Below are 16,381 nucleotides of genomic sequence, written 5' to 3'. Positions count from 1 at the left end.
GGTTACTAGTTAAATGGGACAGCAAAGTGTATAATAAGATCAGAATTAGGGTTATAAGAAGTTGTTGCAGAAAAAAGGCTTGCATAAATATCACCATTACTTTCTACATCAATACTCCATGGAAAAGCAAAAATATGCTTTGAGAATTGCGGACGACACATTCCGTTGATTCTTCCAATTTTAACTCTGGTTCCGAAATTTCCCCAATTATAATTTTTTGTGTTGAATGCTATGGTAACAAGATAACTTGAGTAATTGTTATTAGTTACTTTATTAAAAAAAGTTGAAGAATTGTTCCATACATTAAAATCTGTGTTTACAGTACAATCGAATGGTTTAGTTTCACAAACTGCATTAATATTAGCTAAATTTTGACCATTATAATTCAGTTCATTCTGTGCCATTTGATCGGCATCAATCTGGCTGAAATATGAAATAAAAGCACCTTGTGGAAGGTTATATGTGTAATTTCCAGGATTTTGCAGATAAGTACAGTTGTTTCTCGTAAAAGTCTGACTCCTTGGAGCGCTTTGGTAAGATGAAAGTTTGCTGCTGTAATTATAGGTGTACTCTTTTACAATCTTATTATTGATATCTACAATTTTTTCCAGTTTGTTAGCAGAGTCATAAATATAGTATTCTCTGATTCCTGAAGGAGGAGTGATGCTTGTAATACCTATTAAAGGATCATAAGTATAAGTAGAAACCGGATAATCTTTCAATGTCGGATTTTTTCTGAAATTATCTAATTCAGGAATCAATGTCTGCTTTTCATAATTGGCACTTGTATCTGAATCTGAACTTATTACTATTGGCAGTGTTGTATATCCGGAATTGGTATTCTGGAAATTAAGTTTAGTTGCTAATTCGGAATAAGTTATTCCTTCAATTTTAGCTATAGGCTGAGTTTGTCCATATCCCCAGAGTAAGGTTACGGGAATATTATCTTTTAAAGTATATTGTAGCAAATTTCCTTTATTGTCATATTTATCATAGCTGATCTCCATATCTGTATTGGCGGGTGATGGTGCAGGCACTGGAATTGAAGGATACCCGTAGCCTGGTGTCATGACTGTTTTATCATCTGAGTAAGATAATTTGGTTTTAGGTAAAATAACAGACGTACTCTCAGGGGTAATTTCATAGAAAATCTGATCTCTTTTCTGTAAGACATTATCTTTATACAAAGAGGTAATCAAAGGAATACCTAACATATTGTTAATAATCATATAAGGTATTGAACGATAAGGAGGTAAGTGTTGTACCGGCTGATTACCGTGTCTTAAATCTGTAGCATATTGAAATGTGGTTTTCTTTGTTGAATTATCAGGAAGAGTTGTTTCTTCACTGGTAAGTTGATTGTGAAGTGCTCCATTATAAAAATATTTCTTTGTAGTAGTAGATTCATTGTTTCCATTATAAACCGTACTACTTTCAGATTTTAGATAGTGATTGTAAAAATATATTCTGTAAGCTGCTACCTTAGCCAATGAAGTAAGGTATCTTTGGTCAGCCTGAGGAGTGCCGGCAGGAGCTATTTCACTAAATATTCCATAGTCGCCGATTTCAAGACTTAAAAATCTTCCGTACTTTTCAAACCTTTGTGGGTCATCAGAATATTGATACGTGTTTTTTGTAAGTTTTTTCCCGGTATTGTCAAACTCTGTTTTCGATAATATCTTTGCTCTTTCATTCTCTAAAGAATTATATTCTTTGTAAAATGTGGAAGAAGGGGTATAATATTCTATAGCAGCACCCGCCCAGCTTATTGCGCCATTTCCATTTGGACCTGCAAATCCGCGAGTAAATGCACATCCTGTTAGAAAATTGCTGGCTTTTGAATCTATATAACCATTATCCTGATTTGTAAATGTATATTCTGTAACACCTCCATTTGATAGTTTTTCATATACTTTAGAATATACAATATGAGAATTATTGGTAGAATTGAAAACATTGGAAGAAGATAGCTCCTGCATAATAACACTTCCGGATGAATAGTTTTGAATTCTTCCTACTGTACCGCTGGACTGAGTGTTGCCTCCAAAATAATCATTTATATAAAAATACTGCTTCTTTTTTTCCAGATTCCCATCAAAATCAATAATTTCTTTAACCCTGAAGCCTCCTGTTGTATTATTTGAAGTGTTGCTTACATAGAAGCCATTATTGTAGTCAATTGCTTTAGAATAGGTATGAGGTTCATAAATGAATTTTGAATAGCCACTTGTTGGGTAAATTATTTTCTCCAAAATTTCATTAAGCTGAAAATTTGGTTCTCTGGATTGGTAATAAGTGTCATTAACTTGCGCAAAATTCATCATATCTATTGAATATGTATTGAAGTATCTATTATTAAAATACCCCCAGTGGTCAATATTATTACTATGAAAATCAGGAAATAGATTAGGATTGTATTCAAATGCATACTTCTTGGCTGTCAATGGATCTTTTCCTATTGCAAGAGCCTGTAATTTTAAACGCTTTGACGGATCCTCATTATAATTAAAGAAAATTTTGTCTACATTGACATTTTTGTAATTGATGATGATGCTTTCAAGCTTATATCTGTGTTTACTATTGTAATAGCTATTATCAGGCCTTATGTCGTTTCTGTCAATAGTAGCCCCATTCATTTTAAACTCTAAATTGTTGGCTATTGATCTATTAAAAGTAATCTCTCCGGAATCAAAGGTAATTTTACTTAAATAAGAAACATCACCCTCTTCGAATGCGGCAAGCCTAAAGCAATCATGCTGACTTATATTATAGGCACATCCTGTGTATCCATTCCAATTCTTAAATGAATGTCTTTTGTAGTTACCAAATATCTGTTTATTGTATATTCTTCCAGCCTGATTATAACTGAAATTAATCCTTTTATTAGAATTGTATGTTATACTGGTTAAATGCCAGTTTTTAACATAATCATAGAATTCTGAATCTAGAATGTATTTCTTTCTTAGCCTGTATCTTTCTATAGATTCAGGACTTCCTCCAAATGTATATATATTTCCTCTGCTATCTGTTATTGTAAAGGAATATATGAAACTCTGCATACCTAAATCGTTATTTCTTAAAATATCAGAAACTATAACATCCTGTTCATTACAGCTAACAATCCAGTTTCCTTGATGATTTTTAAAAAATTTTCCATGAAGACTACCCACAGAAAAATAAAAGATATCTGGAGAAGCTGTTTTTTCCACATGCTTACTTTTTTCAATATAAGTTTGCATTTTACCATATGAATCCCAATCACCAGCACCTAAATAATTACCAGTATTAAAATAATAAGCTTCTCCGTTAACTTCATCCACTTCTCCTCTCAGGCTTCTTGTAATAGAACCAGAACTGCTGAGGTTCCAACCAAGTCCTGTCCATGAGGGTACATTGTCCGGTTTGTTGGCAGCTATATCATAACTCAGACTGATATCAAAAGCATTTTCTGAATCAACTTTGATTGTATATAAATTGATATTGATATTGGGCTTGCCTTCTGAGATGTTTACCTCAGTATCGCCATATGTCCCTAATGAAGATACTTCAGGTTTTCTGAATAAATCAGGAGCATGGTATCTTTGTCCTTCAGAAAATGGGGCAAATTGGGCTTCAATGATTATCACCTTAAAAAAAAGTAATAGTATTAAAACTTTATATTTCATAGTTTATTTCTTGATTAGTTTTGCGTTTGCTGCTTTGTTATTATTAGTTTTTATAGTGACTAAATAAGCTCCTTGTATTAGATTTTGTGTATTGATCTTTGTCACTCTATTGGTGGTTTTCATACTTTGAAGCTGTCTTCCGCTCATATCATACACTAGAATATCTGCTTCTTTAAAATCAAAGCCAATTTCTACATAGGCATAATCTGCGACTGGATTAGGATAAATTTTGATATCATATTTTTCAATTAACTGATCAATGTTCTTATCTCCTAGCTTTACGATTTTCCAATTTTCTTTGCCTGTTTCTTCTGTGCTGGTTCCGGCCAGGACAATTGAACCATCTCTGTTCAATTTTAAATCGGATAACCTTTCTTGTTTTGAACTTCCATCCAAATATTTTCTCCATTGTTCATGGCCATTATGGTCAAGATAAAGTATCCAGAATTTTTCATCATTTTTCTCTATTCTTCCTTCTGCCTGAGTATATCCTCCTAGTAGAATACCTTTTGAAGAATTATCGTCAGCAGAATGGAGAATGCTCATTCCCATTAAGACATCACGATTCTTGAAATTGTAAGATTTTTGCCACTGTTCATCTCCTCTTTCGTTCAAAGAAATAAGCCAAAGATCTGTTCCCTCTTCAATATCTACGGTTTTATTTCCTGATCTTTCTGATCTTGATTCCCCACCAATTATGAATCCGTTTGATGTTAAGGCTAAAGTTCTTATATGATCATCTCCCTTTCCTCCAAAGTTCTTTTCCCATTCTACTTTTCCGTTTTTGTCTAGCTTGACAATCCAGTAGTCGCCTTCACCGAAGTTTTCTGTTTGTTTTGAGGTTCGGGATGCGGGGTTCGAGTTTTGAACGTTTGACACAGAACCTGCACTTCGCATCTCGGAACCTTTTTCAGAACCCGAAACACGGACCTCGGAACTCCTTGAATAAATTCCCAGTAATGCTCCACCATCTTTCGTTGGAATTATTTTTTCAACTTCATCTAACCCTTTTCCACCTAAAATTAATTGTGATAATTCTTTTCCGTCCTTATCAAGTCGTATCATCCAGACATCTTTTGAACCATAACCTCTTATTTTAGAATCCTGAAAAGTGGTGATAGATCCTGCAATAAAAAAACCTAAATCCGTAGTTTGAATAACTGCATTAGCTTCTTCATTGGATGAAGTTCCCAAGGTTTTTTGCCATAGTTCATCTCCAAATTCATTGATTCTGATCAGCCAGATATCTGATCCACCCTTGGAATCCTCTTTTTTATCAAGACCTTTTCCTGATGAGGATGTTCCGGCTAAAAGAAATCCACCATCCTGTGCTGCGACTGTAGCTGATAAATAATCATGATTTTGCCCTGCGAAATACTTTTCCCAAACTTCTTCGCCTTGTTGGTTTAGTTTTACTAAGTGAAAATCGTAACCGTTGTTTTGTTCGCTTCCCGAAATTTGTTTCTTGTTTTTTTGAATTGAGCTCCCAGTAATCAGATACTGTTGATCAATAGTTGTGGTAACTTGGCTTAGAAAATCCTGTGTAGAGGATTTAATATCTTTCTGCCACACCACTTCCTGAGCAGATAGACTCAATGTCGCGCATAAAGTAAATGCACCGAGATAAAGTTTCCTCATTTCGTGTCGTTTTTTTGAGTTAGTATTAGTTTTTTGTGACCTTGCAAATTTAATTTTTTTTAATGCGAAAGAGTCTTTTGGAGAAAGGGATTATTATGAGTTTTGTCACCTTTTGGTGTCTTCTTGTTTATGTAAGGTGTAATTCAAAATGTCTTGTAGTAATAACTATAATGAGGACATTTTTTAAGAATTTTGGAAATGTGGAAAAAAAAAGAAAGCTATAAAAAAAGAAAACCACCCTTAAAAAAGGATGGTTTGTAGACCCACAGGGAATAACATTGTGTATTTATTTATACTTCATTGAATCTATTTGTTCTTTCAAAATGCTCATTAATAAGTGATTGAATTTTATTGTGTATAAATAAATTTAAATAGATTCAAAATTTACAGTGACCAAAATAGTGACCAAGTTTATAATATTCGTATATTTGCTGTACGAATTTTTTTATTTTATGACAGTAGTGAAGAAATACAGCAACGAAACAGGAAGCGTAAATTTCAGGCTGAAAGAACCCACAAAAGAAATCTCCCGAATTATGGGAAGATATTCGTTTAAAGATTTGAAAGTAGATTTTTCAACAGGTCTAAAAGTTGCTCCAAATAATTGGGCTGTTGATTCTAAAACGGTCACTTCTGGTGCAGATAAAAGAGAAATCAATCAGAAACTCAGTAAGTTCAAAACTTCTATTGTGGATACTCATAAAAATTTTAATGAGCATTACAACCGTTTACCAACAAAGGAAGAATTAAAAACCATTGTAGATAATGCAATGGAGGGGAAGGAACTCAACACAGTGCAGAAAAACAAAAAATCTTTTGATGATGTATTCCAAGAGTTCATGCGAGTGAGTGAGCTTAAAAACAATCGTGCTATAACATCGGGGCAAAAGCCTACTCATAAAACCTATGCATCGTCTTTTAATGTAATGTATCGAGATTTAAAAGATTTTGCTACTGATAATAATATTTTTCTTGACATTGATAAATTCGATGAAGTACTGTGTTTAGAGTTCCAGAACTGGTTACTTGATACAGAAAGAGTAAAAGAATTAAGCACACTCAGAACCCGAATCAAAAGATTATCCGCAATACAGAAACGGGCATTTGAAAAAGGTTATACAAATAACAGAAGCTATATGCAAGACGAATATAGTATTAAAGTTCCTCCAAGTTTCCACACTGTTTTGACTGAACCTGAGATCAATATATTGTACGAATATGATTTTTCAAGTTCACCGAGATTGGAAAGAATAAGAGATTTATTTGTTCTTGGTTGCCATGCTTCACTCAGATTTGGAGATCTAAAAAGAATTGAGAATGGACATATCGACCACAATACTAAAACGATAAGTATTTTATTGAATAAAGGTTCCCGTACCGATAATTATAAGACCGTAAGCTTTCCACTTTTCGGATATACAGAAGAAATTTTAAACAAATATAACAATGATATTAAAAGTATTGCAGTTTCTAACCAGAATACGAATATATATTTGAAAGAACTGTTTAAGGCAATTCCCTATTTTAGTGAAAAAATAATTGTTCGTGAAAGACCAACCCATGAAGGAGTTGTGTTTGAAAATATCAATTTTGCTGATAAAGTTGCTTTTCATGATTCTAGGAGGAGTTTTTGCACAAACCGATATATTGAGGGGTGGGACTTATTGGAGATATGGCAGTACACAGGTCATACCAATGAAAGCACGTTTAAGATTTATTTCAGACCAACATTTGAGCATGAGCAGATTAGACAGGAAAGTATCAAACAGAGGAGTGAGAAACTTCAAAAGGTAGATTTACAGGCAAAACAAATTGAAGAGCTGAAAAGTCAAATGCAGATGATGAAAGAATTATATGAGAGTGGAGACTTGGAACAAATAGGAAAGATAATTGATATAAATATTAATAAATCAGCATCTTAACATAATGAAGTTTAGTAATATAAAGTATAATGACTTACTTATTAGAAGTGAGTATTTATTGGATGATGTCATTTTACGTTTTGGAGACTTAATTCCTACGAGTGATAAGCAGATAGAAAGAATTTATTATTGCTTAGAGCATACTCCTGAAGAAATTCAAAAAATAGTTATTACAAAAGAAGAATTTGAACAATCACCAAAATATGATTTTTACTTTTTAAATGATGAAATTGAAGGAAATTATTCATCATTGAATTATGAAGATTTTTCAGATGATTTCGATTTTAAGGAATGGGATTATGCTTTTTTGACATTCATAAATGAGACTTTTCTCAATGAGTTTCTTTTATCCGTTAGAGAACAGTTTGCAGGATTATCAGATACCCAGTCTAAAATGTTTTTTCAGTCATTATTACAGGAGCTTAATTTTTCTGAATATTTTTTAGAAGAGTTCATGCAAACTTCGGGTTGTGATGCCATTCGCAAGACAGTTTGTGGTTCATTTAAAATATTTAATAAAGAACTGTTTGATAGTTTGCGATCAGAATATGAGTTTATTTTCCCTGAATTATTGGACAAATATGGTTTAAATAGGATTATAGATGTGGAAGAAATAAAAAGTAATAGGCTAAGAAATACTGATTTATATAAATTTGGGTGTTTGTTTGCTAATGGTACTTTTTCCATATTACAGGGCAAAGATGTTAAACTTTTAATGTATGATGGTGTACAATTTGATAATGCTAATGAGTTTTCGATTCAGTATTCCAAATATTTTGGTTTTAAGCATAACTCTTTTTCATCTTATATAAGGCAAACTTTAAATGATTTTGCACCTAAGAACAATATTTTTCACAAAGATAATTTTAAATATGTAGAATTGATTTATCATGATTTTACAGAACAAAAGAAACCAATAGCCCCATTTTTTAAGGAAAAATATCAAAAATTATTACAACTAATTGAACAAGATTAATTCTATACTCTGTTTATACCGTTATGCCCACAGTATGAAGAATGAATGAAATATCTTTGTGTATAATTAAAAATAAGAATAGAGATATGGAATTTTTCAAAGATTTTTTTAAAAAAATTGAAGATTTAATTGAGGACAAATTAAATCAATTTGAGAGTAAACTGGCAGAAATATGTAAGTCAGAAGGCAAAGAAATAATGACAAGAAACGAAGCAGCGGAGTATTTCGGTGTTTCACCTGGAACATTAAACAATTGGTCAAAAAGCGGGGTTTTAGTTCCAATCACATTTGGAGGGAGAGTATATTATACCAGAGAGGAAATACTTTCCAAATTGAAGTTAGCTTCTTAATTTTTCTTATTGCAAGATCCAACTCTTGCGATCAATCAGTTGACAGTTTGCTTAGAGTGTACATATAAGCTGCTGAAACTACTCTTTTTCAATCCCTAATTTTAATAATAACATAACAAGACATAAACCGTAGTAAAGGTGCTAGGGGGAGCTATTGGTATGTCTAAATTTTAAATAAATATTCAATATTATGGAAAAAACAAAAATTCAATGGACAGAAGCCACTTGGAATCCGTGGCATGGATGTAAAAAAGTCTCACCAGGATGCAAATTCTGTTATATGTACAGAGATAAAGACAGATATGGACAAGATCCTACAATGATATTAAAATCAAAAACAATGTTTGGTCAGCCCTTAAAGTGGAAAGATCCTCAATTAATATTTACATGCTCATGGAGTGATTGGTTTATCGAAGAAGCCGATGCATGGAGAAATGAAGCTTGGGAAATCATTAGAAAAACTCCACAGCATACCTACCAGATCTTGACCAAAAGACCTGAAAGAATCAAAGATAATCTCCCTGATTTTTTTAATGAGCTAAACAATGTCTGGATTGGAGTTTCTGTTGAAAGCCAAGAACAGGTGAACAGAATTGCTTATCTGAATGATTTAGATTGTATCACATTTGCTAGTTTTGAGCCGCTGATCGGTGAGATTAATTGGGACGAAAACATGAATAAATTAGACTGGAGCATTATCGGAGGTGAAAGTGGCAATGATATAGGTAAATTCAGATACAGACCAATGGAATTGGAATGGGCAGAAAAATTAATCAATGCTTCAGTCAAAAACAATGTAAAATGCTTTGTGAAACAATTGGGAACTTATCAAGCCAATATATTGAAATTAAAAGACAGACATGGTGGAAACATTGATGAATGGGAACAAAAGTTTCAAATAAGACAATTTCCTGATAAAAAACTAGGAACTATTAATACAACAAAAGGACAGTTGACTTTGTTCTAATAACTATTATACAGTTTGGCTTAGATTGCGCATAATAAGCCTGTCACTCATTCATGTAGTCGGGCTTGGATCTCAAATAACAGCCCAAAAATCAACTAAAATTTTAAAACAACACAAACCCTCAAAAAGTATAGCACACAAGCTGTATGAGCTATCGCTATGCCCTTATTTTGAATAATAATAAATAATTATGGAATATCAATATTTTAACAACACGCCCAGTACAATTATCAATCTTTGTAAAGCCATAACATTTAGAGATATTGTATATTCTGTAAAAGATTTAAAAGAATTTATTGACTTAGTAAAATCAGATAGTAAACCTGAGAATATAGCTATTAACAAGCTTAGAACATTTAAGAAGAAAAGTCCTGAGTTTAATAAAATCAAATTAAATCAAATCTCCTGTGCAATACTTCATTTTAACTATGCTAACAATAAAATGATAAGTGAAAACACTAAAAATCCCACAGGCTATTTATTTTTTGATATTGATAATAATACTTCAGAAATATTAAAACAACAATTAGATAATAATCAATATATAGCAGCCTATTGGAAAAGTGTCTCTAATACTGGATTTGGGTTAGTAGTTAGAGTTTCTGGAATTACTCCTTCTAATTATCTTGATGCTTGTAAGTATATTCGGAGAATATTAAAACTCCCAATAGATAAAAAAGCGCATTCAATAGATAGGTTGACAGTTCTTTCATATGATCCAGATGCGGTATATAAACCTACATCTACTATAATTGACATTGATTCTCTAAATTTTGAAAATGTAATTTCCAATGAAAGTTCTAAAAATAAGGAAAAATCTAAACAGTCACTTTTCCGTAACACTATCAATAAAGATAAATCTTTATTAGGTGTACACTGTGACGGAAAAATAACAATAAGATATGATAATCTTGACGAAGTGACTGAAAATATGGAGTTTCATTATAATAATGATGGTATTCATGATTGTGGCAAAAATAAAGTCAAATATATAATTGCTTATATGCCTAAAAATGTAAAAAGAGGAAATCGTGAAAGAACATTAGGGTTGTATGCTAAGAATTTATTATTTCTGAATCCTGATATGACAAAAGAATTGTTACACAAAATAATATCAAATGCTAATATGAGAAACCTTTTAGAGCCATTAGGATACAAGGAACTACAAACTATTATATTTAAGGCATATCATAATCAAGATAAATTTAAGCCTATTTGTAAAAAGGATAAAAGATTTTTCTTTGAAAATGTTACTCTTAGCCCTGTTGAAAAGACTTTAAAGTTCCTGCCAATTCTTCACGAAGAAAAAAGACAAAAAACGGATGAAAAGAAAAATATGATTTCAGAAATACTCTGCAATTGGAACTGTAATGAAAGTGGTAAAATAACTCCTAAAAAAGTATTGGAACTTGGAAATGGAATATTAAAAAAGACATTGGTGTATAACTATTTTAGAGATAATAAAGAAGAAATTCCTAATTGTTAAAAAATATATTATTCTTAAATACCATAATATTGCTAAAGACTATGTGTCTGTATAGTTATTAATTAAATAAAATGTAGTTTCTAAAGATTATTATAACTGGTGGATTGAAAATATTTGTTTTTTTTAATTGTGAGTTAAAAAAATATTTTTATCTTTGCTAAAGAAGTTCTTTGAATTACACGAGGTATATTAGCAAATGTATGAATTGAAGTGAATTAAGTTTCACAACCGAAAGGTATTTTTAAGCGACACATATTGTTTATGCAACATTAAACCCTGAGAGGTAACCCCTATGGTTTACATACTGTTTTCAAGTTTTTTTCCAATGACAATTTCAAAGGATGATTACTTTTTACAGCTAGCAATTCTTTTAAACGATTAGGAGCCAATAGATCAATTAATGGTTGATATTTTGGGATTTCAAATTTAACAATAGAAGCAATTACGAGGTTAACAATAGATGTTTTACATGCTTTCCATTTTTAATTATTAGATGAGATTATTTTTAATTAGAAAATAAATCGAGGATTAATTTTTATTTATGGAAGCAGGAATCTGATAGAGATGACAGCAACTTACGAGTATGCATTTGCTAATATACATTGATTGAAGCAGGCGATGTAAAGCTAAGCATTGCATTAAAATTTTAATAACAATAAAAAAATAAGTTATGAAAAAAACATTTTTCAGTCGTACAACTCGTGTAGAAGCTGTTATCAATAATCTTGAAACAGTTCTTGAAAAGAGCCGTGAATTGCTCTTGGATGATGATATTCGTTTAATCGAAGAAAGCTTGGCAGAATTAAGGAAACTTAATAAAACCGTATTTGACAAAAACGATTCAATAGCAATAGCTAGAGTAATAATTGATTTACTCCATTTATTCGGTATTGAAAATTTATTCTAAATCCAACATCTCTATCTTAATTTTCAAATTATACTTATGAATATAGGTCAAGTAATAAAAGATTTCCGAAAACAGAAAGGTATAAAACAGGGAGAATTTGCAGAATTATGCCAAGTCTCACAAACATACCTTTCTCTTATCGAAAGTAATCAGAAAGAACCTAATTTATCCTTGCTTAAAACAATTGCTGAACAATTGGAAATTCCTTTGCCAATATTGTTTTTTTTAAGTTTGGATGAAAGTGATGTTCCAGAACAAAAGAAAGAAATATTTAAAATATTAGAGCCCTCTCTAAAAGAGCTTATAGCACAAATATATATAGATGATCCAAAGTCTTAAACAATTATCTGAACATTATTTAAAAATGTCGGAAAGGGATTTAAAGGCTTTAGCTCAAAATCCACAACAGTACTATAACGTTTTTATCAAAAAGCAACCGAAGCCTGATGGAAGAATTAAGTTAAGAGAAATTACAGAAGCTGTTGGGTTGCTCAAAAAAGTTCACAAACTTATTTTGAAAAATATTTTGACAAAAATTGAATTTCCTTCTCCTCCTTTTATTGGTGGGTTGAAAAGTAAAGATAATATCTTGAATGCTTATTTTCATAAAGGCAAGCCATATAAGTTTTGTACAGATTTAAAAAAATTTTATCCTCATATTAACAATAAAATGGTTTACAATGCATTTGTAAATTATGGATTTTCCGCTGATGTTGCGAGTATATTGACGAAACTAACAACTTATAAAGGAGGTTTGATACAAGGCGGGGCTAACAGTACTCACATTGCTTATTTAGCATTATGGAATACCGTAAAAGAAATTCTACCTATTTGTGATAAAAAAGAAATAACTTTTACTGTTTATGTAGATGATATGACATTTTCATCATCAACTGATTTTAAAGAGCTGTCAATTGAACTAAGAGATATTATTATTAAAAATGGTTTTTTTGTGAATCACAGTAAAACTTTTTTCACAAAAGGAAAAGCTGATATTACAGGAGTAAAAGTAGGACAGAATACGTTAAACGTTAAAGATGATTTTCGAGAAAAATTAAATAACCTTGAGGGGTTATCTGACTTACAAAAACAAGGGTTGGAAAGGTATTATCACAGGGTTATTACCTATGGGAAGAATTAAAAAAATAGATTGTTGTACTTTTTAATTTGAAAATTTATTATGGAATTTGTAAATTATGCTTATTTTTTAGATGAATTTAATATAACATTAAATAAATATCCAACCTACAGCCCGTTTCCTTTAGACTTTCGTAGTAAGGAAGATTTTGAAAATGACATATATGAATCTTAATAATCTAAAATATTTATTGTGAAAAATTTTTTAGATTATTATGAATTATATAGCTCTACAGAAAATGCTGTAGAAAAATTTGATAAAAATTTACTAAATAAGATATGTAGATTTTGTAATCAAACAGATCAATCAAAATTTAATTCTATTCCTCATATCATTCCCGAACTTTTTGGAAAAAACAAGGTTACCTCAAATTTTGAATGTGATGATTGTAATAAGAAGTTTCAAAAATATGAAAATGATGCTGCAACAATGATACAGCATTATTTAAGCTTACTGGGGTTAAAAACTAAAAAAGGTATTCCAACCTTTCAATCTAGAAAGAAGAAAGATTCATTCTCAACAATATTAAAAGCGGAAGGGAATCAAAGATATTTTAACTTTAATACTAACTTAAATGACTTTGAATACCATGAAGCAAGAAATAAGTTGACAGTTAGGTTTCGTACAAGAAAATTTTCCCCCTATTCTGTTTACAAAGTTTTATTCAAAGTAGGAATATCGCTTTTAAAGGAGAATGATATTTTAGAAAATAAACATTATCTGGAACTCATTAATTCGGAGAATCCAATTTTAAATGGAATTCAGTTTTTTACGGCTTACAGATATATGTTAAAAACTGTCTTTTTCAAAGAGCCAAAAGCCTTTTTATATAAAGCTAAAAATGTTTTAATAAATAAAACAGAAATTCCAGAATATACTCTTGTGATTCAATTTGCTAATATAGTCATTCAGCTATTTCTTCCGATAAGCAAAAATAATGATGATATTCATAATAAAGAAAATGGATTAGTGTTAGAGCTATTTCCATCTTTCCTATATGACGATATTAACCAAATTGCAAAAATTGAGATATTCCAAATGAACTTAGCAGAGCCAACTAAAGTATCTATTACAGATGAAATTGTTATGTATTATGATAAAAAAGAAAGAGTAGATAAATTTGAATATTAATATGTTAGAAAATAAAACTTATAGATATAGCTCTGAATTTGGTATTAATATGTTTTTAAAAAAATATCAAATATTGCAACAACAGGAATTAAAAGTATTTTCTAAAATGAATGTTTTTACAGAAAATGATCCCTGTCATATTTATTTTATTTTAAAACGTCCAAGAATAATTATTGATCCAGATTATTTTATTTCTAATGATGAATTTTATGAATTAAAATTTAAGATCCAGGTAAAAGATAAATATATAACTCAAATACATAAATTTCCACATGCTAATAATAAAGTTCTAGAAATATTTTCAGAATATCCTAATAATTATTTTACTGCAATCTTTGAAAATGGAGATGTTACTTATATAAAAGTTGGAGCATTAATAGATAATATTCAACAAGATTATGACTATGATATTCCGTTACTAGATTATGAAGTTCTTTATATTGGTCAAGCTTATGGTGAAGATGGAAAAAGAACGGCAATTGACAGATTAGATAGTCATACTACTTTACAAAAAATATACAACGAAGCGATTATTCGTTTTCCAGACTCAGAAATATGGTTAATGTTAGCAAATTTTGGGCAGAAAAATATTACATCTATGATTGGTGGAATTGATATTTACACTGAAAGTAAAGATAATGAAGTAAATCGTTTTATGAATTTTTTAGATTTGGATAAAATGGAGATTAGTGGAGATCAAAAAATTAATTTTACAGAAGCTGCATTGATAAATTTATTTAAGCCACCTTTTAATGAAGACTATAAAGAAAATTTCCCCAGCAAGACTCATGTTTCATATAAAGATTGTTACAAATTAGATGTGCATTCCCTTTCTATTAATTTAGACATGTCAGATTATAATAGATGGATATATACTGATGCTTTTCCAAGAGGAATTAATAATGAAATTTTAAAATATTGTCACAGTTGTAATTTTAATTTTATAACAGATGATGATAGGTTTAGATTATTTAATAATGATTATTTGAACTTGTAATCATGTCATATAAATTAGGAACAATTTTTGCTTATTAAGCACAGATTGCAAAAATTTATATCTTTGCAATTCAAATTTTATTGAAAAACAAGAAGCATAGCTTTTATTTTGTTGACAGAAATCTGACAGTTTCAAAAAACAACACAGAATAAATAGTTTATGACTCGTGCTATATGGGCACGGGTTATTCCTATTTGTGTTGTTGGCTTTGTCAGAGCCTCTGTCATCAAGTATGGTTTAATCCCGTGCTTTCTGCATTTATAAACCTTCACTTTTCGGGACTGAGTGAGTAAAACTTTCATTTATGAAAAAACTATTATTCACAGTTTTTACAGCATTATCATTCATTGGTTGTTCAAATCACGATGATGACAGCACACAAACAACAAACAATCCAGTAGCAACACAGTATTTTCACCCTCCCGCATGGATTCAGGGAAAATGGCAAAAAGACGGAACAGCATTGTATAAATTTACTAATGATGATTTTTATACTATTGCGGGAAGTATAGAAACAAGCTACAAATCAATATTACAGCAAGGTACAAGTTTAGGAGCCTCTTCTAGTGTTCCAGAAAATATTTCTGAAACAGTTTATGAATTTACTATAAAGTCAGGATCTACGAATGCAGAATACAAATTTAAAAAGATCAGTTCTACAAAGATTGAGTGGGTAAATTATCCTTATGCTTCGACTGTAGGTGCATTTTATTTAACTAAACAATAAAATATCACCATTATGGCAATTCATCAAGTTAAACAGTATAGGTATTATTTTACAAAACCCTATAAACCAGTTTCTGAAAGTGAATATCTACAATTAAAAAGATCATTACCACCACTTCTTGAAAATCCATCTAATGCAATTTTGAAAAAATATTGGTGGTGCTTATTGCTTATTCCTGCTTTCCCAATATTATTTATTTTGGCTTTTACTGGTTTGGTGGATGAGATAATTAGTTATAGTGATTATATAAAAGATAAAAATCGATTTGTTCAAAGGTATTTTCATTTAATCCATACCTCAAATAATTACGTTGATTTTGTTAATGGATATAAAAAGTTATAGTTATGAAAAGTATATTTTCAACTTTTTTTAATTCATTGGTCAACCGCATTGAGGAAACTGTCCAGACAGTTGTAAGGATGTATAGGAAGGCGGGACACAGAAATAAACGAGACAAACACCGCCCAACCTATTAAT

The 16,381-nt window shown here is 30.6% G+C and carries 14 protein-coding genes; 12 read left to right on the top strand and 2 right to left on the bottom strand.

Features of this window, described 5'->3' with window-relative positions; all coding sequences use genetic code 11:
- Nucleotides 1-5: 5 nt before the first annotated feature.
- Nucleotides 6-3,665, bottom strand: coding sequence for a DUF5977 domain-containing protein (locus CQ046_RS08570; RefSeq protein ID WP_123906595.1), 3,660 nt, complete (start codon nt 3,663-3,665; stop codon nt 6-8).
- 3 nt (nt 3,666-3,668) lie between these two features.
- Nucleotides 3,669-5,303 (bottom strand): T9SS type A sorting domain-containing protein, encoded by a 1,635-nt coding sequence (locus CQ046_RS08565; protein ID WP_105701861.1) that lies wholly within the window; start codon nt 5,301-5,303, stop codon nt 3,669-3,671.
- Nucleotides 5,304-5,755: 452 nt separating this feature from the next.
- On the opposite strand from CQ046_RS08565, the gene CQ046_RS08560 reads away from it, so the two are divergent.
- The 12 genes from CQ046_RS08560 (at nt 5,756) to CQ046_RS08505 (ending at nt 16,246) form a co-directional block, all read left to right on the top strand.
- Nucleotides 5,756-7,225 (top strand): tyrosine-type recombinase/integrase, encoded by a 1,470-nt coding sequence (locus CQ046_RS08560; RefSeq protein ID WP_105701860.1) that lies wholly within the window; start codon nt 5,756-5,758, stop codon nt 7,223-7,225.
- 4 nt (nt 7,226-7,229) lie between these two features.
- Nucleotides 7,230-8,201: a hypothetical protein gene (locus CQ046_RS08555; protein WP_105701859.1), complete on the top strand. Its 972-nt coding sequence runs from the start codon at nt 7,230-7,232 to the stop codon at nt 8,199-8,201.
- Between the two features lie 86 nt (nt 8,202-8,287).
- Nucleotides 8,288-8,551, top strand: a complete 264-nt coding sequence (locus CQ046_RS08550) for a helix-turn-helix domain-containing protein (protein WP_165790494.1) — start codon at nt 8,288-8,290, stop codon at nt 8,549-8,551.
- Nucleotides 8,552-8,741: 190 nt separating this feature from the next.
- The gene (locus CQ046_RS08545; protein ID WP_105701857.1) at nt 8,742-9,518 is read left to right on the top strand and encodes a DUF5131 family protein; all 777 of its coding nucleotides are present in this window, start codon (nt 8,742-8,744) and stop codon (nt 9,516-9,518) included.
- Between the two features lie 190 nt (nt 9,519-9,708).
- Entirely contained in the window at nt 9,709-11,004 is a 1,296-nt protein-coding gene (locus tag CQ046_RS08540; RefSeq protein ID WP_105701856.1) for a BT4734/BF3469 family protein, read from the top strand.
- A gap of 670 nt (nt 11,005-11,674) precedes the next feature.
- Nucleotides 11,675-11,911 (top strand): hypothetical protein, encoded by a 237-nt coding sequence (locus CQ046_RS08535; RefSeq protein WP_105701855.1) that lies wholly within the window; start codon nt 11,675-11,677, stop codon nt 11,909-11,911.
- A gap of 36 nt (nt 11,912-11,947) precedes the next feature.
- A complete protein-coding gene (locus CQ046_RS08530) occupies nt 11,948-12,250 on the top strand; it encodes a helix-turn-helix domain-containing protein (RefSeq protein ID WP_105701854.1) in 303 nt (100 codons plus the stop codon).
- Nucleotides 12,234-13,052, top strand: coding sequence for a reverse transcriptase family protein (locus CQ046_RS08525; RefSeq protein WP_105701853.1), 819 nt, complete (start codon nt 12,234-12,236; stop codon nt 13,050-13,052). The genes CQ046_RS08530 and CQ046_RS08525 overlap by 17 nt, the downstream gene beginning before the upstream one ends.
- Nucleotides 13,053-13,241: 189 nt before the next feature.
- Nucleotides 13,242-14,180, top strand: coding sequence for an HNH endonuclease (locus tag CQ046_RS08520; RefSeq protein WP_165790493.1), 939 nt, complete (start codon nt 13,242-13,244; stop codon nt 14,178-14,180).
- Nucleotide 14,181: 1 nt separating this feature from the next.
- On the top strand, nt 14,182-15,177 hold the full coding sequence (locus CQ046_RS08515) for a hypothetical protein (protein WP_105701851.1): 996 nt from the start codon (nt 14,182-14,184) through the stop codon (nt 15,175-15,177).
- Nucleotides 15,178-15,481: 304 nt separating this feature from the next.
- Nucleotides 15,482-15,904 carry a hypothetical protein gene (locus tag CQ046_RS08510; RefSeq protein WP_105701850.1) on the top strand — a complete coding sequence of 141 codons (423 nt, stop codon included), beginning with the start codon at nt 15,482-15,484 and terminating at the stop codon, nt 15,902-15,904.
- Between the two features lie 12 nt (nt 15,905-15,916).
- Nucleotides 15,917-16,246, top strand: coding sequence for a hypothetical protein (locus CQ046_RS08505; RefSeq protein WP_105701849.1), 330 nt, complete (start codon nt 15,917-15,919; stop codon nt 16,244-16,246).
- Nucleotides 16,247-16,381: the final 135 nt, after the last annotated feature.

The organism is Chryseobacterium sp. MYb7 (genome assembly GCF_002979455.1).
Classification (GTDB): Bacteria; Bacteroidota; Bacteroidia; order Flavobacteriales; family Weeksellaceae; genus Chryseobacterium.
Note: the sequence above shows the minus strand (reverse complement) of the source record. Positions and strands in the feature narration are given on the sequence as shown.

Excerpts from the sequence above, each read along its gene's own strand:
- CQ046_RS08570 (WP_123906595.1), bottom strand. The coding sequence starts at position 3,665 with ATGAAATATAAAGTTTTAATACTATTACTTTTTTTTAAGGTGATAATC.
- CQ046_RS08565 (WP_105701861.1), bottom strand. The coding sequence starts at position 5,303 with ATGAGGAAACTTTATCTCGGTGCATTTACTTTATGCGCGACATTGAGT.
- CQ046_RS08560 (WP_105701860.1), top strand. The coding sequence starts at position 5,756 with ATGACAGTAGTGAAGAAATACAGCAACGAAACAGGAAGCGTAAATTTC.
- CQ046_RS08555 (WP_105701859.1), top strand. The coding sequence starts at position 7,230 with ATGAAGTTTAGTAATATAAAGTATAATGACTTACTTATTAGAAGTGAG.
- CQ046_RS08550 (WP_165790494.1), top strand. The coding sequence starts at position 8,288 with ATGGAATTTTTCAAAGATTTTTTTAAAAAAATTGAAGATTTAATTGAG.
- CQ046_RS08545 (WP_105701857.1), top strand. The coding sequence starts at position 8,742 with ATGGAAAAAACAAAAATTCAATGGACAGAAGCCACTTGGAATCCGTGG.
- CQ046_RS08540 (WP_105701856.1), top strand. The coding sequence starts at position 9,709 with ATGGAATATCAATATTTTAACAACACGCCCAGTACAATTATCAATCTT.
- CQ046_RS08535 (WP_105701855.1), top strand. The coding sequence starts at position 11,675 with ATGAAAAAAACATTTTTCAGTCGTACAACTCGTGTAGAAGCTGTTATC.
- CQ046_RS08530 (WP_105701854.1), top strand. The coding sequence starts at position 11,948 with ATGAATATAGGTCAAGTAATAAAAGATTTCCGAAAACAGAAAGGTATA.
- CQ046_RS08525 (WP_105701853.1), top strand. The coding sequence starts at position 12,234 with ATGATCCAAAGTCTTAAACAATTATCTGAACATTATTTAAAAATGTCG.
- CQ046_RS08515 (WP_105701851.1), top strand. The coding sequence starts at position 14,182 with ATGTTAGAAAATAAAACTTATAGATATAGCTCTGAATTTGGTATTAAT.
- CQ046_RS08510 (WP_105701850.1), top strand. The coding sequence starts at position 15,482 with ATGAAAAAACTATTATTCACAGTTTTTACAGCATTATCATTCATTGGT.
- CQ046_RS08505 (WP_105701849.1), top strand. The coding sequence starts at position 15,917 with ATGGCAATTCATCAAGTTAAACAGTATAGGTATTATTTTACAAAACCC.